The sequence below is a fragment of the Anaeromassilibacillus sp. An250 genome, from assembly GCF_002159845.1.
Classification (GTDB): domain Bacteria; phylum Bacillota; class Clostridia; order Oscillospirales; family Acutalibacteraceae; genus Anaeromassilibacillus; species Anaeromassilibacillus stercoravium.
Window position 1 is genome coordinate 41,386 of the sequence record NZ_NFJK01000008.1, and the last position, 24,180, is coordinate 65,565.

25 protein-coding genes and 1 other annotated feature are annotated in these 24,180 nt (G+C 53.0%); of the genes, 12 read left to right on the forward strand and 13 right to left on the reverse strand.

The window, feature by feature from the left end; genetic code table 11:
- The first annotated feature begins 2 nt into the window (after nt 1-2).
- The 4 genes from recR (at nt 3) to B5F54_RS08575 (ending at nt 2,960) form a co-directional block, all read left to right on the forward strand.
- Entirely contained in the window at nt 3-605 is a 603-nt protein-coding gene (gene recR, locus B5F54_RS08560) for a recombination mediator RecR (RefSeq protein WP_087233187.1), read from the forward strand.
- A 180-nt stretch (nt 606-785) separates the two neighbouring features.
- Nucleotides 786-1,280, forward strand: coding sequence for an RNA polymerase sigma factor (locus B5F54_RS08565; protein ID WP_087233189.1), 495 nt, complete (start codon nt 786-788; stop codon nt 1,278-1,280).
- Entirely contained in the window at nt 1,277-2,164 is an 888-nt protein-coding gene (locus B5F54_RS08570; RefSeq protein ID WP_087233191.1) for an RsiV family protein, read from the forward strand. Before B5F54_RS08565 ends, B5F54_RS08570 begins: the two co-directional genes overlap by 4 nt.
- Nucleotides 2,165-2,282: 118 nt before the next feature.
- On the forward strand, nt 2,283-2,960 hold the full coding sequence (locus B5F54_RS08575) for a Crp/Fnr family transcriptional regulator (protein ID WP_172749652.1): 678 nt from the start codon (nt 2,283-2,285) through the stop codon (nt 2,958-2,960).
- A gap of 3 nt (nt 2,961-2,963) precedes the next feature.
- Here B5F54_RS08575 and trxA read toward each other — a convergent pair whose 3' ends face one another.
- The 11 genes from trxA to nth all read right to left on the reverse strand — a co-directional run bounded on the left by trxA (nt 2,964) and on the right by nth (nt 12,791).
- A complete protein-coding gene (gene trxA / locus B5F54_RS08580; protein WP_087233198.1) occupies nt 2,964-3,278 on the reverse strand; it encodes a thioredoxin in 315 nt (104 codons plus the stop codon).
- Nucleotides 3,279-3,411: 133 nt separating this feature from the next.
- Nucleotides 3,412-3,879, reverse strand: coding sequence for a metallopeptidase family protein (locus B5F54_RS08585; RefSeq protein ID WP_140400346.1), 468 nt, complete (start codon nt 3,877-3,879; stop codon nt 3,412-3,414).
- 22 nt (nt 3,880-3,901) lie between these two features.
- Nucleotides 3,902-4,588: a precorrin-2 C(20)-methyltransferase gene (gene cobI, locus B5F54_RS08590; RefSeq protein ID WP_087233201.1), complete on the reverse strand. Its 687-nt coding sequence runs from the start codon at nt 4,586-4,588 to the stop codon at nt 3,902-3,904.
- Nucleotides 4,589-4,657: 69 nt separating this feature from the next.
- Nucleotides 4,658-5,446 (reverse strand): tryptophan synthase subunit alpha, encoded by a 789-nt coding sequence (gene trpA / locus B5F54_RS08595; protein ID WP_087233204.1) that lies wholly within the window; start codon nt 5,444-5,446, stop codon nt 4,658-4,660.
- Nucleotides 5,433-6,626, reverse strand: coding sequence for a tryptophan synthase subunit beta (trpB, locus tag B5F54_RS08600; RefSeq protein ID WP_087233207.1), 1,194 nt, complete (start codon nt 6,624-6,626; stop codon nt 5,433-5,435). Before trpB ends, trpA begins: the two co-directional genes overlap by 14 nt.
- Nucleotides 6,623-7,276: a phosphoribosylanthranilate isomerase gene (locus B5F54_RS08605; RefSeq protein WP_087233210.1), complete on the reverse strand. Its 654-nt coding sequence runs from the start codon at nt 7,274-7,276 to the stop codon at nt 6,623-6,625. The genes trpB and B5F54_RS08605 overlap by 4 nt, the downstream gene beginning before the upstream one ends.
- The gene (trpC, locus tag B5F54_RS08610; protein WP_087233213.1) at nt 7,273-8,052 is read right to left on the reverse strand and encodes an indole-3-glycerol phosphate synthase TrpC; all 780 of its coding nucleotides are present in this window, start codon (nt 8,050-8,052) and stop codon (nt 7,273-7,275) included. The genes B5F54_RS08605 and trpC overlap by 4 nt, the downstream gene beginning before the upstream one ends.
- A gap of 12 nt (nt 8,053-8,064) precedes the next feature.
- The gene (locus tag B5F54_RS08615) at nt 8,065-9,837 is read right to left on the reverse strand and encodes a bifunctional anthranilate synthase component II/anthranilate phosphoribosyltransferase (RefSeq protein WP_330396772.1); all 1,773 of its coding nucleotides are present in this window, start codon (nt 9,835-9,837) and stop codon (nt 8,065-8,067) included.
- Nucleotides 9,722-11,188 carry an anthranilate synthase component I gene (gene trpE, locus B5F54_RS08620; protein WP_087233219.1) on the reverse strand — a complete coding sequence of 489 codons (1,467 nt, stop codon included), beginning with the start codon at nt 11,186-11,188 and terminating at the stop codon, nt 9,722-9,724. Before trpE ends, B5F54_RS08615 begins: the two co-directional genes overlap by 116 nt.
- 56 nt (nt 11,189-11,244) lie before the next feature.
- Nucleotides 11,245-11,516: a binding site (T-box leader), on the reverse strand.
- Nucleotides 11,517-11,607: 91 nt separating this feature from the next.
- A complete protein-coding gene (locus tag B5F54_RS08625) occupies nt 11,608-12,132 on the reverse strand; it encodes a cysteine hydrolase family protein (RefSeq protein WP_087233222.1) in 525 nt (174 codons plus the stop codon).
- Nucleotides 12,129-12,791, reverse strand: coding sequence for an endonuclease III (gene nth, locus B5F54_RS08630; RefSeq protein ID WP_087233225.1), 663 nt, complete (start codon nt 12,789-12,791; stop codon nt 12,129-12,131). The genes B5F54_RS08625 and nth overlap by 4 nt, the downstream gene beginning before the upstream one ends.
- Before the next feature lie 153 nt (nt 12,792-12,944).
- Between nth and B5F54_RS08635 the strand changes: the two genes are divergently transcribed.
- The 5 genes from B5F54_RS08635 (at nt 12,945) to uraA (ending at nt 18,860) form a co-directional block, all read left to right on the forward strand.
- Nucleotides 12,945-13,601: a TraX family protein gene (locus B5F54_RS08635; RefSeq protein ID WP_087233228.1), complete on the forward strand. Its 657-nt coding sequence runs from the start codon at nt 12,945-12,947 to the stop codon at nt 13,599-13,601.
- Nucleotides 13,602-13,780: 179 nt separating this feature from the next.
- A complete protein-coding gene (glyA, locus tag B5F54_RS08640; protein ID WP_087233230.1) occupies nt 13,781-15,034 on the forward strand; it encodes a serine hydroxymethyltransferase in 1,254 nt (417 codons plus the stop codon).
- An 88-nt stretch (nt 15,035-15,122) separates the two neighbouring features.
- The gene (locus B5F54_RS08645) at nt 15,123-16,394 is read left to right on the forward strand and encodes a replication-associated recombination protein A (RefSeq protein WP_087233233.1); all 1,272 of its coding nucleotides are present in this window, start codon (nt 15,123-15,125) and stop codon (nt 16,392-16,394) included.
- Nucleotides 16,395-16,541: 147 nt separating this feature from the next.
- Nucleotides 16,542-17,198: a flavin reductase gene (locus B5F54_RS08650; RefSeq protein ID WP_087233236.1), complete on the forward strand. Its 657-nt coding sequence runs from the start codon at nt 16,542-16,544 to the stop codon at nt 17,196-17,198.
- Between the two features lie 360 nt (nt 17,199-17,558).
- On the forward strand, nt 17,559-18,860 hold the full coding sequence (gene uraA / locus B5F54_RS08655) for a uracil permease (RefSeq protein WP_087233239.1): 1,302 nt from the start codon (nt 17,559-17,561) through the stop codon (nt 18,858-18,860).
- A gap of 67 nt (nt 18,861-18,927) precedes the next feature.
- On the opposite strand, the gene B5F54_RS08660 is transcribed toward uraA, so the two are convergent.
- On the reverse strand, nt 18,928-19,674 hold the full coding sequence (locus B5F54_RS08660; protein ID WP_087233242.1) for a hypothetical protein: 747 nt from the start codon (nt 19,672-19,674) through the stop codon (nt 18,928-18,930).
- A gap of 146 nt (nt 19,675-19,820) precedes the next feature.
- A complete protein-coding gene (locus B5F54_RS08665) occupies nt 19,821-20,849 on the reverse strand; it encodes a threonine aldolase family protein (protein WP_087233246.1) in 1,029 nt (342 codons plus the stop codon).
- 160 nt (nt 20,850-21,009) lie between these two features.
- Between B5F54_RS08665 and B5F54_RS08670 the strand changes: the two genes are divergently transcribed.
- The 3 genes from B5F54_RS08670 (at nt 21,010) to B5F54_RS08680 (ending at nt 24,141) form a co-directional block, all read left to right on the forward strand.
- Nucleotides 21,010-21,447: a YaiI/YqxD family protein gene (locus B5F54_RS08670; protein WP_087233248.1), complete on the forward strand. Its 438-nt coding sequence runs from the start codon at nt 21,010-21,012 to the stop codon at nt 21,445-21,447.
- 179 nt (nt 21,448-21,626) lie between these two features.
- The gene (locus B5F54_RS08675; RefSeq protein WP_087233251.1) at nt 21,627-23,048 is read left to right on the forward strand and encodes an NAD(P)/FAD-dependent oxidoreductase; all 1,422 of its coding nucleotides are present in this window, start codon (nt 21,627-21,629) and stop codon (nt 23,046-23,048) included.
- Between the two features lie 79 nt (nt 23,049-23,127).
- Nucleotides 23,128-24,141, forward strand: coding sequence for a hypothetical protein (locus B5F54_RS08680; RefSeq protein WP_087233253.1), 1,014 nt, complete (start codon nt 23,128-23,130; stop codon nt 24,139-24,141).
- Nucleotides 24,142-24,180 lie beyond the last annotated feature (39 nt).

The following is a 24,180-nucleotide window of genomic DNA, read 5'->3' on the forward strand; positions in this document are numbered from 1 at the left end:
GAATGCCCTCATATAATGTTGCCCCGCTGTCGCGTCTGATTGAGCAATTTGAGAAATTGCCCGGTATTGGGCATAAAAGCGCTCAGCGGCTGGCCTACTATGTTTTGGGCCTATCCAAAGAAGGTGCAGAGGCATTTGCCAACGCCATTTTGGATGCGCATGAAAAAATCCATTATTGCAAAATTTGCTGCAACTTAACCGATCAGGAATTGTGCCCTGTGTGCCGCAACGAAGCGAGGGACAAGTCCATCATTTGTGTGGTGGAGGACCCGCGTGATGTGATTGCACTGGAGCGCACCAACGAATTCAATGCCACTTACCACGTCCTTCACGGCGTGATTTCCCCGCTCAGCGGGGTGGGGCCAGATCAGCTCTGCATCAAGGAGCTACTGGCGCGCGTTCATGCGGGTGGGGTCCAGGAGGTCATTATGGCCACCAATCCCACGGTGGAGGGGGAAGCGACCGCCATGTATATTTCCCGGCTGCTCAAGCCGCTGGGGGTAAAGGTGACACGCCTCGCATATGGGATCCCGGTGGGCGGCGATTTGGAATATGCGGATGAAGTAACCCTATCCCGCGCGATCGAAGGGCGCAGCGAGATTTGAACAGAATCACTAATCCCCGGCAGGGAAGGAGAAATCCTTCGTTGCCGGGGATTTTTCGATCATAGGACTGATTGCTCGAAACGAAATAATGATAAAGTATAGAAAAAATTGTAAGGGACTAACTTTTGCCAGTGTTCGCCGATCTAAAGAGTAGAAAAAGCAACAGGAAGGAGGGGCATTATGAAGGAGGAGTTGCGCGAACAAATTGTTAGCTATTTGCTGGAAAATCAGGATAAATTTTACCGGCTTGCCTTTTCCTATGTCCATAATGCGGATGCAGCCCTCGATATTGTACAGAATGCGATTGTCAAGGCATTGGAGCATTATACCTCGATTCGCAACACCGACTATGTGAAGACCTGGTTCTACCGGGTTTTGGTCAATGAATGCTTAACCGCGCTGCAGAAGGGAAAACGGGAATATTCCTATGAGCCAGGGGATTTGCAGCGCATTCAAGATACGCCGGTGGAGGAAGACCACCAGGCGATGGAAATTTATGAACAGGTGCAAAAGCTCCCGGAAAAGATGAAAACCGTAGTGGTCCTGCGTTTTTATGAGGATTTCTCCTTGGCAGAGATCGCCAAGGTAACGGGGGCGAAGCTTAGCACAGTGAAATACCGTCTCTATTCGGCGCTGAAACAAATCAAGATGACTTACGAGGAGGGATTGGCATGAACAAAGAAGATCGTATCCGTGATTCCAAAAAGATTTATGATGCGACAGAAATTCCCAGCGAACTTTCAGAGACGGTTCATCAAGCCATACAACAAACACAATTGAGAAAAGGAGAAAACGAAATGCATCTATTCAAACGGTATGGAAAACGAGTAGCGGCTACGGCAGCGTGTTTGGTGATCTGTTTCGTTGCAGCATTGAATGTCAGCGAACCCTTTGCAGCAGCAGTTGCCAAGGTTCCGGTGGTGGGAGGCATTGTCCAAGTCGTCACCTGGAGAAGCTACGTTCAGGAGGACGAGGATAAGACCATTCAGATGGAAGTCCCTCAGATTGAAGGAGAAGAAGACAGCGGCGTTGTAGCCGATGTAAATGCAGAAATCCAGAAGATTGTGGATGACTACAAAGCGCAGGCGGAACAGCAAATCGCGGAGTACAAAGAGGCGTTCATTGCAACAGGAGGCACGGAGGAAGAATTTGCACAGAAGGATATCAAGGTTGATGTTCAGTACGATGTGAAATACCAGTCGGATACGCGCCTTTCTCTGGAACTTACGGCAAACGAGAACTGGTGCAATGCGTATAACGTGCAATATTTCTACAACATCGACTTAAAAGACGACAAGGCGCTGACCTTGGAGGATATCCTGGGAGAGGATTATGTCTCTATTGCGAATGCGAGCATCCGAGAGCAGATGCAGCAGCGTATGGCAGAGGACGAGAATCTGGTTTACTGGGATGGCAGTGACGGAATCGAAGGATTTACCACGGTGGATGAAAATACCAAATTCTATTTGAATGAAAAAGGAAATCCGGTTGTGGTGTTCGCCGCTTATGAGATTGCCCCGGGCGCCTTCGGTGCACAGGAATTTGAAATTGTTCCGTAAAACAAAAATCTTCAGTAGGATTTCTTCCTACTGAAGATTTTTTGCACACTTCTTTCCCTTTCCTCTTTGGATTATGCTATACTGGGTATACAATGTTACGAGGAAAAGGGGAGTGCATATGGAACCGCTTGATCTGCGCTTTTTGGAAGAGACGTTCCCATTTTGGAAAGGGTTGACTCTGCGGGAACAGCAGAAACTTTTATCGCAAACGCGGTGCTATGTGTATCCAAAAGGCAGCCGAATTCACAGCGGTTTGGAGGGGTGTACAGGGGTGCTTGCTGTAAAACGCGGGCAGCTGCGGGCGTATCTGATGTCTGACGAAGGAAAAGAAATCACTTTATATCGCTTGCTCGATGGAGATGTCTGTTTCCTCTCTGCATCGTGCATCCTGAAAAATATTTCCTTTGACATCTATGTGGATACTGAAGAAGAGACGGAACTCTATCTCATCCAAGCTTCCGCCTACGATGCCCTTGGCAAGAGCAATCTGGCGGTGCAGACATTTTTGCAGGAGACCATTTCCGCACGCTTTTCAGACGTGATGTGGGTCGTCGAGCAGATTGTTTTTATGAAGTTCGACCGCCGGTTGGCGATTTTCCTATTGGAACAAGCCGCTCTGGAAGGGAACGACGCCGTCACGCTGACGCATGAACAGATCGCCCACCATATGGGCAGCGCACGGGAAGTGGTGTCGCGCATGTTGAAGTATTTTCAGAACGAAGGGTTGGTGGAGGTCTCCCGCAAGGGAATCCGGCTGTTGGACCGCAAAGCGTTGAATGCACTGGCGAGGGAATGACCATCAGACGGGGATCATCTGCTTGATTTGCTCTTTGGCTTTGAGGCCGACCGATTGGGCGACGATTTTTCCGTCCTGGATGACCAGGAGCGTGGGGATGCTCATGACGCCGAACGCGGAAGCCAGCTCGGGTTCCTCGTCTATATTGATTTTGCAGACCTTGGCAGTACCCTTCAATTCCTGCGCAAGTTGGTCGATCATGGGGGAGACCATGCGGCACGGGCCGCACCACGGGGCCCAGAAATCAATTAAGACCGGCAGGGAGGTATGCAGCACTTCATTGGCGAAGGTTTCTTTTGTAAGATGTAAAACAGACATGTGAATGTCTCCTTTCGTGTAGTTTGTGTTTTGTTGTTCTTAGTATATGGGAGATGCCCAAAAAGTTCTGTGACCAAATCACCGAAGCAAAACACCGCATACGTGCTCCGTATGCGGTGTTTTTGCGTTGACTCTATTCTTTTTTACGCCGGTTCCACCACTTGGAGCGTTTCCCATCGGCCAATCCCTTTTCATAGGCCTTTTGGGCAGCTTTTTCTGGATCGCGTACGGGACGGCTTTCCTCCAAATACTCTGCCAGCCATGCCTCGTCCTCCAAATCCAGGCCGTTTTCACCGGCCAAGGCTTCCACATGATGGCGGAATTCGTGCCGGAGGGTATCGCGCAGCTCACGGCGCAGTTCCAGCGGAGATAAATCTCCGAAGACGGGTTCAAAGGACCCGTAATAGATGACGATGCTTCTACCTAAATAGGGGTCCTGGCAGTATTCGCCCAAAATGTAGAGGTCCTCTCCGGGAAAGTCCGGGTCCGGCTTTGCATCGGGGAGGAGGCAGACGCCGCCGTTGAGTTCTTGAAAGAAGGCTTCCGGAAGCTCGTCCAACAGCTCTGCCAACCATTCTTCTGCTTTTTCGATGGAGATCATACCATTTTTCCCCCTTTCTGTTTTACAGCTCCTTTACGATCAATAGGGAAAAGTATCCGGCGGTGTCGCCCGCTTGGGAAAGCGTAGGATAGAGCGCTTCCCCCGGCATCCCACAGTTTTGCACAACGCTGGTGTGTTCAGAGAGGCCCTTTTCCGTTAAAAGCCGCTTCACGTTGGCAAACTGTTTGCCGCTTTTCATCAGGACCTTGACGCCCGGGGCATCGAGCTCCGGTTCCGCACAAGGGTAAGAGGCGGGCAAGATCCGCAGAGGTTTGTCCGCTTCGGTCAGGCTTTCGCCCAGCGCTGCCGCGGCCGCACAGAAGGAGGGCACACCGGCGACCATTTGATAGGGAAACCCCATGCTTTGTATTTGTTGTTGGACATATATGCAGGTGGAATAGATCGAAGGGTCGCCCAAAGTGAGCAGGGCGACGTCCTGGCCGCTTTTCAGAACTTCTGCTACTTGTTCCGCCGCAAGCCGATGGCTTTCCTTCAGCACCTGTGGGTCGCGCGTCATAGGAAGGCGTAGGGAAAGACAGGGCTTCTCCGTGATCTCCGGGATTGCTTGTACGGCAATGCGAAAGGATGTGCTGTCCCGGCCGCCAGGGGCCGCAAGGACCGGGCAACTGCGAATGAGACGTTCCGCCTTGCGTGTGAGAAGTTCCGGATCTCCGGGCCCAACGCCGATACTATATAAAATTCCCGCCATGGTATTCATTCCTCCAATGTAGAACATTTGGAGTTTATGATACCATGACGGGCAAAAAATTGCAAAAGTTTAGGAATCCAGCGCTTTGCGCAGAGAAACGGTGAAGCGTCCAACCGGTTCCACGCAGTCCTTGCCGGATTCAGCCACTATTTTCACAATGGCACTGCCCACGATCACGCCGTCGCAGTAGGCGCTGATCGCTTTGGCCTGTTCTGGCCCGGAGAGGCCAAATCCCACAGCGCAGGGGATATGTGCAGATTGGCGGATGGTATGGAAAAATGCATCAAAATCCGTGGTAAACTCCTTGCGCATACCGGTGACGCCGGTGGAGGAAACACAGTACAGGAATCCCTTGGCGGCGCTGGCGATCATCGCAATGCGCTCTTGAGAGGTGGGGGCCACCATGCTGATGGAATACACACCCGCACGGTCCGCGGCCTCTTGGATTTCATCCTGTTCTTCATAGGGCAGATCGGGGACGATTACACCGTCCACGCCGCTCTCGGCGCATAGCTGGAAAAAACGCTCCGTACCGAAGCCGAAAATGCTGTTGATGTAAAGCATCAACAGAAGAGGAACCTGCGTCTTTTCCCGCAAGCGTTTGACCAAATCGAAAATATCAACCAGTTTCGTCCCATTCTCCAGGGAGCGGACGCTGGCTTCCTGGATGACCGGCCCTTCCGCGATGGGATCGGAAAAAGGGACGCCCAATTCGATGATATCCGCCCCGGAAGCCTCCAACTGCAAAACAAGCTGCTCTGTGGTGTCCAGGCCGGCGTCGCCCGCGGTCACAAACGGAATCAGCGCCTTGCGGCCCTGCTCTTGCAATTTCTGAAATGTCGCGTCAATCCTGTTCATTGAGCTTTACCCCCCTGTATCTTGCCACCTGATAAACGTCCTTGTCGCCGCGTCCGGACAGGCAGATGATCATGGTTTGATCCTTGCGCATGGTCGGAGCGATCTTGCAAGCCAGCGCAACAGCATGTGCGGATTCGATCGCCGGGATAATCCCCTCCATACGGGAGAGATATTCAAAGGCACATACCGCCTCTTCGTCCGTGATGGCAAAGTATTCGCCGCGGCCGGTCTTGGCGAGCTGCGCGTGCTCCGGGCCAATTCCCGGATAGTCCAGCCCCGCGGAGAGCGAGTAGACCGGCGCAATCTGTCCCTCTTCATTTTGCAGGAAGATGGACTTCATACCATGGAAGATCCCCGCGCGGCCCCTGGAAATCGTCGCCGCCGTCCGGTCGGTGTCCACACCTTCACCCGCTGCTTCTGCGCCGAGCAGTCGGACCGATTCGTCGGGGATGAAGTCGTAGAACATCCCCATGGCGTTGGAGCCGCCGCCCACACAGGCACAGACGGCGTCGGGTAACCTGCCCTCGATTTCCATCAATTGGCGCTTGGCCTCCTGCCCAATGATCTTCTGAAAGTCGCGCACCATCTGTGGATAGGGGTGAGGGCCCATTACGGAACCGATCAGATAATGGGTGGTTTCCACGTTGGTGGTCCAGTCACGCATGGCCTCGTTGATGGCGTCCTTCAGCGTAGCGGTGCCGCTGTGGACCGGTATCACCTTTGCGCCCAACAGCTCCATGCGGTAGACGTTGAGCGATTGGCGTTCCACATCCGTTGCACCCATATAGACTTCACATTCCATCCCGAACAGCGCGGCGGCGGTCGCTGTCGCCACGCCATGCTGGCCCGCTCCAGTCTCCGCAATGATGCGCTTTTTGCCCATGCGTTTCGCCAGCAAAATCTGGCCCAGGACATTGTTGATCTTATGGGAGCCCGTATGGTTGAGGTCCTCGCGCTTGATATAGATCTTTGCGCCGCCGAGATCCTTTGTCATTTTCTCCGCATAGTAGAGCATGGAGGGCCTTCCGGCATAGTTCTGATAGTACCAGGAGAGCTCCTTTTGAAAATCTGGGTCGTCTTTATATGTTGCGTAGGCGGCTTCCAGCTCGTGTACCGCGTTCATCACGGTTTCCGGCACATATTGGCCGCCGTATTCGCCGTATCTTCCGATTTTACTCATGTTGTCCTTCCTTCCTGCTTGATCCCCTGGGCGTCCTGCAACGCCTGAAATTGTGTAACCACTGCGCGAATTTTTTCCCTGTCCTTGCAGCCACCGGTTTCGATGCCTCCCGAAAGGTCCACCCCGGCGGGATGGACAGCTTCCACTGCTTCGAAAAGGTTTTCCGCCGTCAACCCGCCCGCGAGGAAAAAGGGCTTCTGCGGGTTTGCCTCCCGGATCGCAGGCCAATTGGCCACCTTGCCGCTTCCTCCATAGGCGGTGGGGGAAAAGCTGTCCAAGAGGAGAAGGTCTACGGGGAGCTGTTCCGACCGGCGGATGCTTTCTGCATCCGTGACGCGCACCGCCTTCCAAATGGGCCTTTTTGTACGCTGCCGGAGGGTTTCGATGTAAGCGGCGTCCTCATCCCCGTGAAGCTGCAACACATCCAGTCTAGCACGTTCTGCGATTTGTAGCAAGTGCTCAATTGGTTCATTGACAAATACACCGACGGTTTGAATCCCCGCGCGCAGTCCCTTGGAGAGCGCGGCCGCCTGCTCCGCCGATACCTGCCGTTTGCTTTTGGCAAAGACAAACCCGATGTAGTCCGGCGGGAAGGCGTTCACATAGGAAATATCCTCGGCACGCCGGATGCCGCAGAGCTTGAGCTTCATACGTCCCGCCTCAATTCTTGCAGGGAGCGCCCGATGTCGCCGCTTCGCATCAGCGTCTCCCCGATCAATACGGCGTCCGCGCCATGCTCTCGGACGGCTTTCATGTCGCCGTTATCCCGGATGCCGCTTTCCGAGACGAGTACATGCCCTTCCGGTACCAGAGGGGCCAGCCGTCCGGTGACGGTTAGGCTGACCACAAAGGTTTTCAAATTACGGTTGTTGATGCCAAGCAGGTCGCTGCCAGCGGCCAGGGCGGAGGCGAGTTCTTCCTCGTTGTGCACCTCTGTCAGGCAGGCGAGGCCCAGGCCGTGTGCAATTTCCGCAAACGCCCGGAGGGTTTTGGTATCCAATAGGGCGGCGATCAATAGAATGGCGTCCGCGCCCATGGCGCGCGCCTCATAGATTTGGTAGGGGTCGATGATAAAATCCTTGCGCAGAATGGGGAGTGAGACCGCCGCACGGATGGCGCGCAGATAATCGCTTTTTCCCTGGAAATAGTGTTCTTCCGTCAAAACCGAGAGCGCGTTTGCGCCGTTCTGCTCATAAGCCTTGGCGATCTCCACCGGATGAAAATCAGCGCGGATTAGCCCTTTGGAGGGGGAGGCCTTCTTTACCTCAGCGATCACGGCGAGCCGGTCCCCTTGCAAAGCCTTGGCAAAATCCCGCGTCGGTTCCCGCCGGTTCTGCGCCGCCTTCTGAACGGCTTCGAGCGGCACGGCGGCCATTTCCCGCGCAAGCTGTTCTTTTCGCTTACAAACAATATCGTCTAAAATCATGGAATGTTCTCCTTATTGGATGGAATGTGTGAAGGCTTTGAATTCGTTCAGCTTTTTCAATGCTTTCCCAGAATCGATGGAATCCTTGGCCAGGGCGATCCCCTCTTCGATGGACGCCGCTTTTTGGATAGTATACAGCGCACAGCCCGCGTTCAGGAGGACAATGTCCCGGCAAGGGCCGGGCTTTCCCTGGAGGATATCCATGGTGATCTGCGCATTTTCCTGTGCGGTGCCGCCGACCACAGAGGACAGCTCCGCCAATTCCATCCCATAGTCACGCGGGTCCAAATCGTATTTGATGAGCTTGCCATCGCGAATCTCACAGACGCGGGTGGTGTTGGAAATGGTGATCTCGTCCAGCCCGTCGTTCCCGTGGACAAGCATGGCGCCTTTGATGCCCAAATTCATCAGCACGCGCGCCATGGGCTCCATCAGGTCCTCGTCATAAACGCCGAGCAGGATATAATCCGCCTGTGCCGGATTTGCGAGCGGGCCGAGAATGTTGAACACAGAGCGCACGCCGATCTCCTTGCGGGGTGCGGCGGCAAAACGCATGGAACCGTGGAACGATTGGGCAAAAAGAAACGAAAGCCCGCAGGTGTTCAGACTTTGTGCAGCCTGGTCGGGCGTCATGGCAATCTTCATGCCGAGCGCTTCTAAAACGTCTGCGGCGCCGCTCCGGCTGGAAACGCTGCGGTTGCCGTGCTTGGCGACGCGCGCGCCAGCGCCCGCGGCGACAAATGCCGATGTGGTGGAGATGTTAAACGTGCCCACCATGTCGCCGCCTGTGCCGACGATGTCGATGGAATCCGAGCATCCCGGCATGGGCTGTGCCTTCTGGCGCATCACGCGGGCAAAGCCGGTGATCTCCGGGATGGTTTCTCCCTTCATGCGCAGCGCGGTTACAAAGGAACCGATCTGCGCGTTTGTCGCGCCGCCGGACATAATGCAGTCCATCGCCTCGACCGCTTCCGCTTCGGTCAAATCTTCGCCCTCGATGATTTTGAAGATATATGGCTTTAAGAGATTGCGCTGCGCCGGAGGGACGGCGGATTCCGTACGGCCGGTGATGGGCAGATGTGCGATGCGGTCACAGAAATTTTCCAGAATTTTCAGGCCGCATTCGGTCAGAATCGATTCAGGGTGGAACTGCACGCCGTAGGTGGGGTGTTCCTTATGGGCGAACGCCATAATTTCGCCGTCTTCGTCCTCTGCAAGGATCTCTAAGCAGGCGGGAAGGGTGTCGCGGTCGGAAATCAGGGAGTGGTACCGGCCAACGGTTACCCTTTCCGGCAGGCCGGAGAAGAGCGGATTTTTGTTTTGGATGGTGATCTCACTGGCTTTGCCGTGCATCAGTGTTTTGGCATGCACCGTCTTGCCGCCGAACGCTTCCCCAATGGATTGGTGCCCTAGGCAAACGCCAAGAATCGGAATGGATCCGCTGAACTTCTGAATCGCAGCGACGGAAATACCGGCGCTTGCCGGATAACCGGGGCCGGGGGAGATAACGATCGCCTGCGGCGCAAGCATTTCGATTTCCTCCAATGTGATTTCATCGTTGCGTTTGACAAGGATGTCCTGGTAGAATTTGCCGATGTATTGATATAGGTTATACGTAAACGAATCGTAGTTATCGATGATTAAGATCATGGCTGTCTCCCTGCCTTTCTCAAAGGTTGCACGCCTGCTCGATGGCGTTGATGACTGCGCGTGCCTTGTTTTCGCTCTCTTCGAATTCCTTTTCCGGCACGGAATCGGCGACAATGCCGCCGCCCGCCTGTACATAAGCCCGGTTGTTTTTGAACAGCACGGTGCGGATGGCGATGCAGGTGTCAATGTTTCCGTCAAAGCCGAGATAACCGACCGTGCCGCCGTACAGTCCGCGTTTGGTGGGTTCCAGTTCGTCGATGATCTCCATTGCGCGCACTTTTGGCGCGCCGGAGAGCGTGCCCGCCGGGAGGACGGAAAGCAAGGCGTCCAACGCGGTCTTGTCGTCCCGCAGCATGCCCTTTACATCGCTGACAATGTGCATCACCTGGGAATAACGCTCCACCTTCATGAAGCTGGTCACTTCCACGGTGCCGAACTTGGAAACCTTTCCTACGTCATTGCGGCCCAGGTCCACCAGCATGGTATGTTCGGCCTTTTCCTTCGGGTCCTTGAGAAGGTCGCGTTCCAGCTCTTTGTCCTGCGCTTCGGTCAGGCCGCGTTTGGAGGTACCGGCAATCGGCTTGGTGGAGACGATGCCCTTTGTCACGTTGACGAGCATCTCCGGGGAGGCGCCGACGATTTCGTAATCTTTGAGCTTAAAATAATAGAGGTAGGGGGAGGGGTTGGCGGAACGCAGGCAACGGTACACGTCGAACGCATCCGGCGGGTTCGGGACCTCCAGCCGGCGGGAGAGGACCACTTGGAAAATATCGCCCTCTTTGATGTATTGCTGCGCCCTGCGGATGTTTTCCAGATGCTGCTCCTTGGTGATGTTCGTCTCTACGATGGGAGCTGGGTGGTTGTTCGGCACATGGGGGAGGGGCGTGAATTCTGTGAGATAGGCTCCCAGGCGCTCTGCTTCTGCTTCGCAGGCAGCATACCGGTTTGTGAGGTCCTCATTTCGATGAATGTTTTGTATGATGACCGTCTTGTTGGATAGATGGTCGAAGGCCACCAGACGGTCGTAAAGGAAGAGGTGGCAGTCGGGCAGGTCGAGGTCATCCTTGGGGGGATGGCTCAATTTTTTCTCCATGTAGCGGACAGTGTCATAACCAAAGTAGCCGACCAGCCCGCCGGTCAATTTGGGGCGGTTGGGAAAGCTGGGGGACTTATACCGGTTCAGGATCTCTGTCAGGAAGGAAATCGGGTTGTCGATCGGGGTGTGGGATTCCGAATTTCCTTCCGCAACGGTCGCCAAACCATTTTTGATGCGGATTTCCATCTTCGGATGGATGCCAATGAAGGAGTAGCGGCCCCACTGTGTGTTGTCGACACTTTCCAAAATGAAGCAGGTGTCGCTTTGCTCCTTGAGGGCATTGAAAATGTGGATCGGGGTCATGGAATCGGACAGGACCTCATAAAACACAGGGACAACGTCGTATTCTTCCAAAAGTTCCTGTACTTCCGTCAAAGTGGGGTACAACATATGCGCATCTCCTTTAGCAAGAATGTATTTTGGCAAACAAAAAGAGCCTACCGTCCGTATGGGACGATAGACTCGTGGTGCCACCCAAATTCCGGAACGAAACCGTTCCGCTTTTAACAGGTACATGGCAAAATCAACGAAGGTACGCAGCTTTTGCCTCAATACCCTTTCCCATAACGCGGGAACCACGGCGATGGTTACTCGGAAACCCTTTCTCCATGCTCCTCACAAACCCATTCGCCTGCATCGTATGCTCCGGCTTCCCACCAACCGCCGGTTCTCTGTGCCACCGTTTTACAGGGTACTCACTTTTGCTCGTTGGATTTCAAAATGTTTTATTTTGGTGTCATTATACGCCGGTCAACAGAAATCTGTCAAGTAGTTTTTAAAAATTAATTTTTGCGTGGTAAATCGTTACATCAGCGATTGACCACATCGATGTGCAGGTTTTCCAGAATGTCGAATGCCTTTTCCTGCATGGCCGGGTCGTTGCTGGCCACGCACTGTGCGTCGACGATAATTTGTGCCTCCGGCTGTGCGGCCTTTGCCAAAATCGCATTGGAGATGACGCAGATATTGCTGACAACGCCGACCAGTTCGATCACATCGTAGCGTTTTTCCTCCAAATAGTGCAGAAGGTCGAGGCTACCGAAGGTGTTCTTTTCGAAGAAGGTGCAGTAAGCCATCTGATAGCGTAGGCGACCGTGCAGCTGCCAGCCCTCGGAACCACACAGGCAATGCGGGATGGGAAGTTTTTTCCCCTCCTGCGTGTCGAGATAATTTTCCCCGTGGGTATCCATGGTGTAGACAACATCGTCCTTTGCGTCGAGATAGTCCTGCACTTTTTTGTGCAGCTTCGGTTCCAGTGCCTCCGCCTCTGGAAACCCAAGGGAGCCGGACACAAAATCGTTCTGATAATCCACCACGATCAAAAGCTTTTTCATTTCTTGCCCTCCTTTTTTTCCGCAACAGGTGTTTCTTGTGCGTATTTACAGAATGCACGCATACAGCAAATTTCACATTTCGGCTTGCGTGCGTCGCAGACAGCGCGCCCATGAAGGACCAATCGGTGGCAGAAATCGTTTGCCTCGTCCATCGGCAGGACTGCGCGGAGCTGTTTCTCTACCTTCAAGGGCTCTTTCCCTTCGCTCAGTCCCAAACGCCCACAGATACGGATACAGTGGGTATCCGTTACAACCGCAGGTTTGTGATAAATGTCGCCCACCACGAGGTTGGCGGTTTTGCGGCCCACGCCGGGGAGTTTGGTCAATTCTTCCACCGTGTCCGGCACGACGCCGTTGTAATCGCTGCGCAGTTTGTTGCACATCGCATAAATATCGCGCGCCTTGGTCTTATACAATCCGCAGGAGCGGATGATCTCTTCAATGTCCTCCACAGGCCCGTCGCAAAAGGCATTTAGCGTGGGGAAGCGCTCAAAAAGCGCAGGGGTCACCATGTTGACACGTGCGTCCGTGCACTGCGCGGATAAGCGCGTGGCGATCAGCAATTGAAGCGGTTCTGTATAGGTCAACGAACAAATTGCATCGGGATATTCCTTCTTTAAAGCTTCCACCGCCAGGACCGCGCGTTGCTTTTCTGTCATTCTGCTGCATCTCCTTGTTCCAGATCCATTTCTACCGGTCGACGGAATTCGACTATGAGTTTATTGTATACGAAAACCGAAGAAAGCACAAGTTGACAAACCAAGGAAAAATCCCTATGATGAAGAAAATTTTGAAAATCGAGGAGGGTGGTTATGTCCGGGTTTTGGCTAAAAATTCTGGCAATGATTTCGATGTTGATCGATCACACCGGGATGGTCCTATTCCCTCAGATGCAGGGCTTGCGGGTGCTGGGGCGGCTGGCATTTCCTTTGTATTGCTTCCTTTTGGCGGAAGGGGCCGTCCACACCTCCGATAGCAAGCGCTATCTGGGGCGGCTGCTGGGCTTTGCCTTGCTGTCGGAGATTCCGTTTGATCTGGCGTGTCACAATACCGCCCTCTGGATGCAATCCCAAAACGTCTTTTTTACATTATTTTTGGGATTGGCGGCCTGCGAACTTTTGAAGCGTTTCGCTCCAGAGAGGCCCTTTTGGAGCCTTGTGGGGGTGGCAGGGCTGGCGGGACTCGCAGAGATCTTGCAGACCGATTACGGGGCCTTTGGCGTGGGATTGGTGATTGTCTTTTATATTTGCCGGACGTCTCCCGCGAGGGGAACCATCCTCTTTACCATCCTCAATACCGGCTTTTCGCTGCTCAATCATATGACGCTCCAATTGGCGGCGCCGGTTGCTGTGCTTCCGATCCTGCTTTACAATGGGCAGCGGGGAAGAGCGCTCAACAAATACGTGTTCTATTGGGTGTATCCCATCCATTTGTTGCTTTTGTTTTTCCTGCGCCGGTTCCTGATGTAGTGGGCTTGGAAAGGGCGGCTGGGAAGTTTGTCCGTTTTCTGGATAAAATGGAAAGCTGCGGCGGAAGGTGTTGCGTTTTATCGGCAGAAAGGATATAATGGATAACAAGATACAGGCGGGAGTCGTGCCCAGGACCGGGACGGCTGGCGGCCAATACCAACCAAGGAGAGAGGAACGAAATGTACAAAGATATGATGGACACAATTGGATTTGTGTCTCAGGCGGACCCCGAAGTCGGCGCGGCCATGCAGGATGAACTCAAGCGCCAGCAGCGCAACCTGGAAATGATCGCTTCCGAGAACATGGTTTCCCCGGCGGTGCTTGCCGCAATGGGTAGCGTGCTCACCAATAAGTATGCAGAGGGCTACCCAGGCAAGCGCTACTACGGCGGCTGCGAGTATGTTGACGTTGTGGAAAACATCGCGCGCGACCGTGCTTGCAAGCTGTTCGGCGCCGAGCACGCCAATGTGCAGCCGCATGCGGGTGCACAGGCAAACCTGGGCGTTTATTTTGCCCTGCTCAAGCCCGGCGATACGGTCATGGGCATGAATCTGGCAGAGGGCGGCCATCTGACCCATGGTTCCCCGGTGAATATGTCCGGCAGCTATTTTAACTTTGTCGCCTATGGTGTCAGCCCGGAGACGGGCCGCATCGATTACAACCAGCTTTATGAGCAGGCCATGCAGGTCAAGCCGAAGCTGATTGTCGCGGGCGCCAGCGCTTATCCGCGCGTGATCGACTTTGCAAAGTTCCGTGAGATCTGCGACGCCTGTGGCGCTCTCTTTATGGTGGATATGGCGCACATTGCAGGCCTGGTGGCGGGCGGCGACCACCCCAACCCGGTGCCTTACGCAGACGTAGTGACTACCACCACGCATAAGACCCTGCGCGGTCCGCGCGGCGGCATGATCCTGTGCAAAGAGGAGTACGCCAAGGCGATCGACAAGGCGATCTTCCCCGGCACGCAGGGCGGCCCGCTGATGCACATCATCGCAGGCAAGGCGGTTTGCTTCGGTGAGGCATTGAAGCCGGAATTCAAGCAGTATTCGCACAACATCGTTGCCAACGCTTCCGCATTGGCGGATGGCCTTCTCAAGCGCGGCGTGAAGCTCGTCTCCGGCGGCACGGATAACCATCTGATGCTGGTGGATCTTACCGGCCAGGAATTGACCGGCAAGGAACTGGAGCACCGCCTGGATGAGGTGTACATCACCGCAAACAAGAATACGGTTCCGAACGAGCAGCGCAGCCCATTCACCACAAGCGGCCTGCGCCTTGGCACGGCGGCCATCACGACCCGCGGTTTGACCGTGGCCGATATGGACACCATTGCGGAGTGCATCGCATTGGCGATCAACGACTTCGACAACAGCAAGGAAAAGATTCGCGGCATGGTCACGGAGATTTGCACGCGTTATCCGCTCTATGCATAAGGAAGTCCAAACCTGAATTTATACATTGAAAAAGCCGCACTGTACGAATCAAGTACAGTGCGGCTTTCCGGTAAAGGAGGAACTTTTGATGCGCCCATTGGCGGACCGCATCCGTCCCCAAACGCTGGATGAGATGGTAGGCCAGCGCCATCTGCTGGGGGAAGGGAAACCCCTGCGCAGGATTCTTGCCTCTGGGGTGATCCCCAATCTGATCTTCTACGGCCCATCCGGCGTGGGAAAGACGACATTGGCTTCCATCATCGCAAAGCAGACCAACCGCAAACTCTGCAAATTGAACGGGACCACTGCTTCGACCGCGGACATCCGCGAAGTGGTTGCGGGCCTGGACCGTCTGGACGCAGTGAACGGCGTGCTGCTCTATTTGGACGAGATCCAGTACTTTAATAAAAAACAGCAACAGACGCTTTTGGAATTCATCGAAAACGGGCAGATTACTCTGATCGCTTCTACAACGGAGAATCCATATTTTTATGTCTATAATGCGATTTTGAGCCGGTCCACCGTGTTTGAATTTAAGGCGGTACAGCCGGAAGAAATCTGTCCTGCGGTGGAGCGGGCATTCCATGTGATGGAAGAGGACCTGCACAGCCCGCTGCGCTTGGAGGACGGCGTGGTGAAACACATCGCCACTGCCTGCGGCGGGGACGTGCGCAAAGCGATGAATGCAGTGGAACTCTGCGCCCTGTCCTCTCAGGAACAGGGCGATGTGCGGCTTGTAACGCTGGAGGGGGCAAGGGAGCTGACCCAGCGCAGCGCTATGAAATACGACCGGGAAGGGGACGAGCATTATGACATCCTGTCCGCCTATCAAAAGTCGATGCGCGGTTCGGATCCCGATGCGGCGATCCATTATCTGGCGCGCCTGTTGGAGGCGGGAGATCTGCCATCCGCCTGCCGCAGGCTGTTGGTGTGTGCCAGCGAGGATGTAGGGCTTGCTTATCCGCAGATCATCCCCATTGTCAAAGCTGCGGTGGATACAGCGCTCATGGTGGGCCTGCCGGAAGCGCAGTTTCCGCTGGCGGACGCGGTGCTTCTCGTATGCAATGCACCAAAGTCCAACAGCGGCCACAATGCGATTCTTGCAGCGAGGGAGGATGTGCGCGCGGGAAAAGCGGGGCCAATCCCACGGCAATTACAAAACAAGCATTTTGACGGCGCAGATAATCCTGTAAAAGGACAATTTTACAAATATCCTCATGATTATCCAAACCACTGGGTGGTGCAACAGTACCTGCCAGAGAATCTGCAAGGGACCCACTATTATGAATATGGGGAAAATAAAACGGAACAGGCTTATCGCGCCTATTGGGAACGTATTAAAAACTCTGGGAATCTTTAGTAGAATCCTGTCCAAAAAGCGGAGCAAATCGGATTTTCTGAAAATAATTTGTAGAAAACGGCAAATTTACCTTGTATCTGTCCGCTCTTCGTGGTAACATAGATAAGAATAGGGGCAATGAATGCCCATCGGAGGTGTTTGTTTTTCATGAAGGACGAGACACTTTTCAACCTGTCTTACGGGATGTATGCGATTGGTGTAAAAAATGACAAAAAGGTTTCTGCTTGTATCGTCAATACAGTTTTTCAAGTGACGAATACGCCGAATCAAATTGCCCTCAGCATGAACCGCGACAATTATAGCTATGAATGTATCAAAAAGGAAGGAATCTTCACGGTTTCTGTGCTCTCCGAGGATACCTCTGGTGCGGTGATTGGAGCGTTGGGCTTTAATTCCGGACGGGACACGGACAAGCTCAAGAATGTCCGCCATAAGATCTTGGTGGAAGGGCTGCCCGTTGTGAAAGAGAATATTTGTTGCTGGTTCCTTTGTAAGGTCGTAAACAGTGTAGATACGCCAACACATACGATTTTCATTGCAGAAGTGGTGGCGGGCAGCGACACGTCCAAGGGGAAACCGATGACCTACGATTATTACCACAAGGTCATCAAAGGGACGGCACCCAAAAATGCACCTACTTACCGCGCGACCGAGGCAGTGGACGACCACAACGATGGCGAGGAGTTTATTTGTACCATCTGCGGCTATGTGTATGACGATCCCGACCTTTCCTTTGAAGAGCTTCCGGATGATTGGGTCTGTCCGATTTGTGGTGCGCCAAAGAGCGCATTTAAGCGTCAATAGTTGTAATCTTTAGAGACCACCAGCGGCGTAGGGAAAACGGATAAAAAGTTGGATTTCCTAAGCTGGTTGCGGTTTCTAAGAGGCTCACTCCGAAGCGGATAAACTGCTTCGGGCGGGCCTTTTTTTTCGGTGAATGCGGTGGAGAAATGGCCTTTTAGGAACAGAAGTGCGCCGCAAAATGGGGGGAAGAAGATTATAAAAGAAAGATCTATCTTCGGAGGAATTTTATACTAGAAGGACTTCCCATGTTTTTGAGTGCATTTCTTGGAAAGGGTTTCTCTGACCGATTCATAAATCATATGGTTTTTCCGTCGAAAAATGGTTTGTGCGGAGAAGCCGAAAGGAAATGAGGAGAGTACCATGTCAAGCAAAATTATCCAGGTCAACGAACGGCCGCCTCTCAGCCAGGCCATCCCCTTAAGTATCCAGCACATGTTTGCCATGTTCGGCGCTTCAGTGTTGGTGCCCTCGGTCTTTGGCATTGACCCGGCGATCGTTCTATTGATGAACGGCGTTGGAACCCTGTTGTTCATCCTGATTACCAAAGGCCGTGCGCCGGCATACCTCGGTTCCAGCTTCGCCTTCCTTGCGGCGGGAGGGGTTGTCATTCAGAAGTATGGCTTTGAATATGCCCAGGGCGGCTTTGTGGCCGTGGGCATTTGTGGCTGTATTTTGGCGCTGATTGTCTATAAGTTCGGAACCAATTGGATCGATTACGTATTGCCCCCAGCGGCTATGGGGCCGGTGGTGGCGTTGATTGGCCTGGAGTTGGCATCCAATGCTGCCAGCAATGCCGGCCTGCTGGACGAAACCATCGACATGAAAAACGTTGTCGTGTTCCTGATTACCCTCTGTGTAGCGGTATTCGGTTCAATCCTGTTCCGTAAATTCCTCGCCGTGATCCCGATTCTTATTGCGATCATTGCAGGATATGTTGCAGCATGCATCGCAGGGATTGTTGATTTTCAGACGGTTGCCGATGCGTCGTTCTTTTCGTTGCCGCATTTCCAACTGGCAAAGTTCAATATGGAGGCCATTGTCACGATGCTGCCAGTATTGTTGGTGATTGCCTCGGAGCATATTGGCCACCAGATTGTCACCAGCAAGGTGGTCGGTCGTGATTTGCTGAAAGATCCGGGCTTGCATCGCTCCCTGTTTGCAGATAACTTTTCTACGGCGCTTTCCGGCTTGATTGGCTCTGTCCCGACAACGACTTATGGCGAGAACATCGGCGTAATGGCGATGACCAAAGTGTATAGCGTTTGGGTTATCGGTGGGGCGGCTGTATTCTCTATGGTCTGCGCATTTATTGGCAAACTTTCTGCGCTTATCAGCAGCATCCCAGGGCCGGTTATCGGCGGCATTTCTTTCCTGCTGTATGGGATGATTGGTGCTTCTGGCCTACGTATCCTCGTAGACGCTAAGGTCGATTATGGTAAGGCGAGAAATCAGGCCCTGACTGCGGTTGTATTCGTTACCGGGCTTTCCGGTATTTCGCTGAATTTTGGCGGCGTCCAGCTTACGGGAATGGTTCTTGCCTGTGTCGTCGGCATGATTATGGGCCTGTTGTTCTATATTTTTGATAAGCTCCATTGGACCAATGACCGGGAAGAAGAGGAAGTAGTCGAAGCTTCGGTGGCGTCCTCTCTCGAAAAGAAATAAGATTTTGCCTCTAGAGTAAAAAATGCCCATCGCTATAAAACGATGGGCATTTTTTAACGTCTGGATTTTAAGAAATTTTTTCGATTTTAGTTACCGTAACCCCTTCCGTATCGGTGCCATGAATGGTGCCATCGTAATAGACACGCAGCATGTCCCCAATAATTAGCCCGTCTGGCTCGTTGACTTCTGCACCTTCTTTATTAAAGAGAAGTTCTTTGCCATCTGCCGTTTGGATAGTGATGGTGTTCATCGTTCCATCCTGGAGGACTCCATCGACATAAGTGGGTTCTACACTGGAAGAGGAGGGATTAACAACGGTAAAACCTTCCTTTACTTCCTCCAAAGTAATGGCCATTTTGTCATAAAGCGCTGCTGTTTCCTCGTCGGTGACAGGATTTTCTGTTGGGATATCCGCAAGATAGACGGTGTTAGAAGTCTCTTGGAGCAGAGAAGGAAGCTCCGCGCCGATGGCACTCTGATCGTCCCACCATGCTTTGGGTGCAGCCCAAATAGAGAGCAAAGGCGTGTCGGCATTCCCTTTAAACAGAAAATCTACGTGGCTGTATTCGATATCCTGGGAACTCATCACATCGTCTTTGACTACCTTGACGGTGTAGTCATCCTTACTCCAGCGAGATGGTACAGTAAATGTAAAATCCATTCCATCAAAGCTAAGTGTTTGAGGGACGCTGGATTCGGAAGAGACGGGCGGTTCGCTAGAGGGCAGCATAGAAGATTCATTGCCACCATTGGTGCAGGCGCAGATGGAGATCGCCAAAAATGCGGCAAGGAATAGTACAAGTGTTTTTTTCATAGAAATACCTCCTTAAAAGAGGGGAAGCAGCAAATCTGTACACTTCCCAAGTGTATCGATAGGCCTTATGACGCACTCATTTTACCGCGAAACATTGGAAAAAGGAAGAAACAGTTTGTTAACTTTCATGACAATTCTGTTGGAACTTATTTGGCACAAAGGCGGTGCAGATCTTGGACAAATTCCTGAACGACCTCTTCCGGAGTGGCCCAAGAAGTCACCAAACGGATCGCTTGATGCCCTGCGTCCACACGGCCCCAGGTTTCAAACGCATAATCTTGTGCGAGCGTTTCGATCAGGGAGTCGGAGAGAATGGGGAAAATCTGATTGGTGGGGGAATCGGAGAAGAAAGCGCAGTCTACAGCGCGCAGGCCTTCCCGTAACAGGTCTGCCATCCGATTGGCATGTTCAGCAAGTTTGTAATAGAGGCCGTCTTCAAAAAGCGCTTCAAACTGTGCGCCAAGCACCAGGCCTTTTGCCAGCATTCCACCGCGCTGCTTTAAAATATAGCGGAAGTCCGGCTTTAATGCGTCGTTGCAGATGACCAATGCCTCCCCCAGTAGAGCGCCATTTTTTGTGCCGCCCACATAGAATGCATCGGTCAGGGCGCCGATGTCCTGCATGGTGAGGTCGCTTGCGCACAGGGCGCTCCCCAGACGTGCGCCATCCATATAGAGATAGAGGCCGTTTTCCTGGCAGCAGCGGTTTAAGGCGGCCAGTTCTGCTTTCGAATAGACAGTTCCACACTCTGAAGAATTAGAGAGATAAGCCAGCTTGGGCTTCACCATATGTTCATCCGGATGTTCCGCCAATACGCGCAGGATTCCCTCCGGCGTAAGCTTGCCGTTTACTCCCGGGGTGGTGCAGACCTTATGGCCGGTAGCTTCGATGGAACCGCTCTCGTGCCCGGCGATATGGCCGGTTTCTGCCGCGATCGCTGCTTCATGCGGACGCAAAAAAGCGGTCAACGCTGTCAGGTTTACCTGTGTGCCGCCTTCCAGAAAATGGACATCCACATCCTCCCGGCCAATTTCCTTCCGGAGAAGATCAGCCGCATGCTTGCAGTGTACATCGTTTCCGTAGGCTGCGTTTTGTTTGCTTCCTGCTTGTCTGAGAGCCTCCAACAGTTTTGGATGGGCGCCTTCGCTATAATCGTTTTGAAAACTGTACTTCAATCGGATTCCCGCCTTTTCTATACAGATTATGTGCGGATATTCCCGCAGGACTTTTAGTATAACATATTTTGCACTGCAAGAGAATAGGCGAGCCGCTTTTCAAGTACTCCAGCTAGGTATATAATAGCGAGGAGTGAATAGTGCGGTGGAGGAGGCGCAAATGAAGATTTTAGTAGACGCGGACGCTTGTCCGGTAAAGGAGATCATTGTGCGGCAGGCGAAAAAGCGGGGCATTCCCGTTGTGATGCTGTTGGATACCAGCCATATTTTGAACGACGGGTATAGCAAGGTGATTACGGTGGATAAAGGGCGCGACAGTGTGGACATCCGTCTGGCGAACCTCCTGGAAGCGGGGGACATCGTCGTGACCCAGGATTTTGGCGTAGCAGCGCTGGCCCTGGGGAAGAGGGCAAAGGCGATGAACCAAAATGGGATGGTCTATGACGACCACAATATGGATCAACTGTTGTTTGAACGCCATCTTGGACAGAAGATCCGGCGGGCTGGTGGAAGGACCGCTGGGGCGAAAAAGCGTACGCGCTCAGATGATGAATCCTTTGAAAGAGCTTTTATAGACATTTTGGAGAAAAACATCTGAAGCAGGACCAGAGACCTATGGATATAGGCTTGTTTTGATGGATTAGAAATAGCGTTAACTTAAAATGATACATACTGTTATGGATAATCTTCAAAATGCTTGACAGAATGAGAAAGACGTGCTTATAATGCCAATGTTTTGCCTATGCATAGACCAATCGGAATGAGGTTGATGATTTGATGTATGATTATGATTTATTGATTATCGGTGCCGGCCCTGCGGGGATTTTTACGGCATTGGAGATGAACCGGCTTGCACCCGAAAAGAAGGTGCTGGTGGTGGATTCTGGAAGCAGCATCGACCACCGGGCTTGTCCGGCCCGCACCAGCGGGCAATGCGCCCACTGCAAGACGTGCAGCATCATGAATGGATGGGCGGGCGCCGGCGCGTTTTCCGATGGAAAGCTTTCCCTCTCGGAAGAGGTGGGCGGCAACCTGACCGACTACCTTCCGGTGGATACCGTCCGTCAGCTGATTCATTATGCGGATGAGATTTACCTGCAATTCGGTGCGCCAAAAAAGATTTACGGAAAGAGCGATAAGTTTGCGGAAGAACTCGCCTACGAAGCGCACAAGGAGAACATCCAGTTGATCCCCTGCCCAGTCCGCCATATGGGCACGGAATACTCGTTTGAAGTCCTGCGCGCGATGTATCAATATCTCGCCGCTTGCCCGAATTTTACCTTTTGGGAGCATACGACGGCGGAGACGCTGCTGGTCGAAGAGGGAACCGTGCAGGGAGCGTGGCTGACAAATTCCAAAGGGGAACGAAAGCTTGTGCGGGCGCCCTATGTGATTGCGGCCCCGGGACGCGGCGGTGCGGACTGGTTGCACGGCATCGCTCAGCAGAATGGACTTTCCACCAAAAACAATGCAGTAGACATCGGCGTGCGCGTGGAAGTGCCGAATGCGGTGATGGATCGCCTGACCACCCATTTATACGAGGCGAAGCTCGTTTATTACTCAGATACGTTTGAAAACAAGGTGCGCACTTTCTGCATGAATCCCGGCGGGATTGTCAGCGAGGAGCACTACGACGGAGAGGACGGCGGGATCGCGGTCGTCAATGGCCATTCCTATGCGGATGAGGATAAGCGGACGGAGAACACCAATTTTGCCATGTTGGTTTCCACCGAGTTTACCGAGCCGTTTCACCAGCCGATCGAATACGGCCGCTATATTGCCCAGCTTGGAAACATGCTGACGGGCGGGGGAATTATGGTGCAGCGTTTGGGAGACCTGCTGAAGGGCAGGCGGACGGACGTCTCGCGTTTGAAAAAATCCACGACCATACCCACCCTGAAAAATGCGGTGCCTGGCGACCTCTCCTTTGTCCTGCCGCACCGCCACCTGACCAGCATCGTGGAGGCGCTGCGTGCGTTTGATAAACTGGCGCCGGGATTGTATTCGAAAAACACGCTGCTTTATGGGGTGGAAGTCAAGTTTTATTCCTCCAAAATTGCAGTGCAGAGCAATTTTGAAACAGAAGTCAAGAACTTGTATGCGATTGGCGACGGGGCTGGAATCACCCGCGGCCTGATGCAGGCTTCTGTGACGGGAATAGTTGTGGCGCGCGACATCGCTGAAAAAGCCAAAGCGTAAAAGATGGATATTTCCTTTTTCCGGACCATACAATAGGAAGTGGGAAAGTTACCGTTGATGGAAGGAAAGGGGAATCTTTATGCAGAGGCAAGCGATCCACTATTTTGTGAATAGCAATAGTTCGCGCGGATATGTCAGTTTTTATGAATCCAATTTTGGCGCGCTGGAACGTGTGGTCCCGTTGCATGGCTATCCATTAAAACCCTTGGGAAATCTCTTGGAAGACATCTGCGATTGTGCGGCGGAACAGAAACGGCGAGTGGAATGGATTCACAATTGTCTGGACAATACGCCGGAGGGCATCATTTTGCCAGACCTCTCTGCGGGCGTCATCAATATCCCATTCTATGCAGAGCACAACGCTTTGAATTTGCTGGAGGATTACAATATCCGCCAGACACGAAAGGCGTTGGATGAGGCCCATGCATTGTTTGCAGCAGCGCTGCATATTCACGATGAATGGGAAAAGGTTTACATCGGGAAAATGGATTTTCGTGCGGCCGACGAACTGGCAAAGGAAACGGAAGCCAGGTTGATCGGCGACCGCCATACAGAGAAAAAGGGGCGTGCCATTGACCGCTACTTTGGAGCGGCTACAGTCAACGGATCCTTTGATTATATCGCGAATATCACGCAGTGTTTAGGGAAACGGTATTTTATCAAGGGGCGGCCCGGAACAGGAAAATCCACCTTGCTCAAGAAGCTGGTAAAAAAAGCAGTGGACGCCGGATTCGAAGCGGAAGTGTACCACTGCGCGTTTGACCCGCGGAGTTTGGATATGCTGGTCGTGCGGGAGTTGGATTTCTGCATCTTTGACAGCACGTCCCCACACGAATATTTCCCCTCTTTGCCGACCGACGAAATCATCGATGTATACGAGGCGGCGGTCGAGCCAGGGACAGACGAAAAGAACGCCGAAAAATTGACGCAGTTCCAGCACGATTACAAAGAGCAGGTGGGAAAGGCGACGGAAAAGCTCCGTCTGGCAAAGGAGTCATATGACCGGGCGCAGCAGACCCATCTTTCCCGATTGGATGAAGCCGCCTGCAAGGAATCCGCCGAGCGGATCAAATCGATTCTCTTTCGAACGTAATAGAGCGATCCAGATAAAAAGCGGTATGTGCCGATCCAG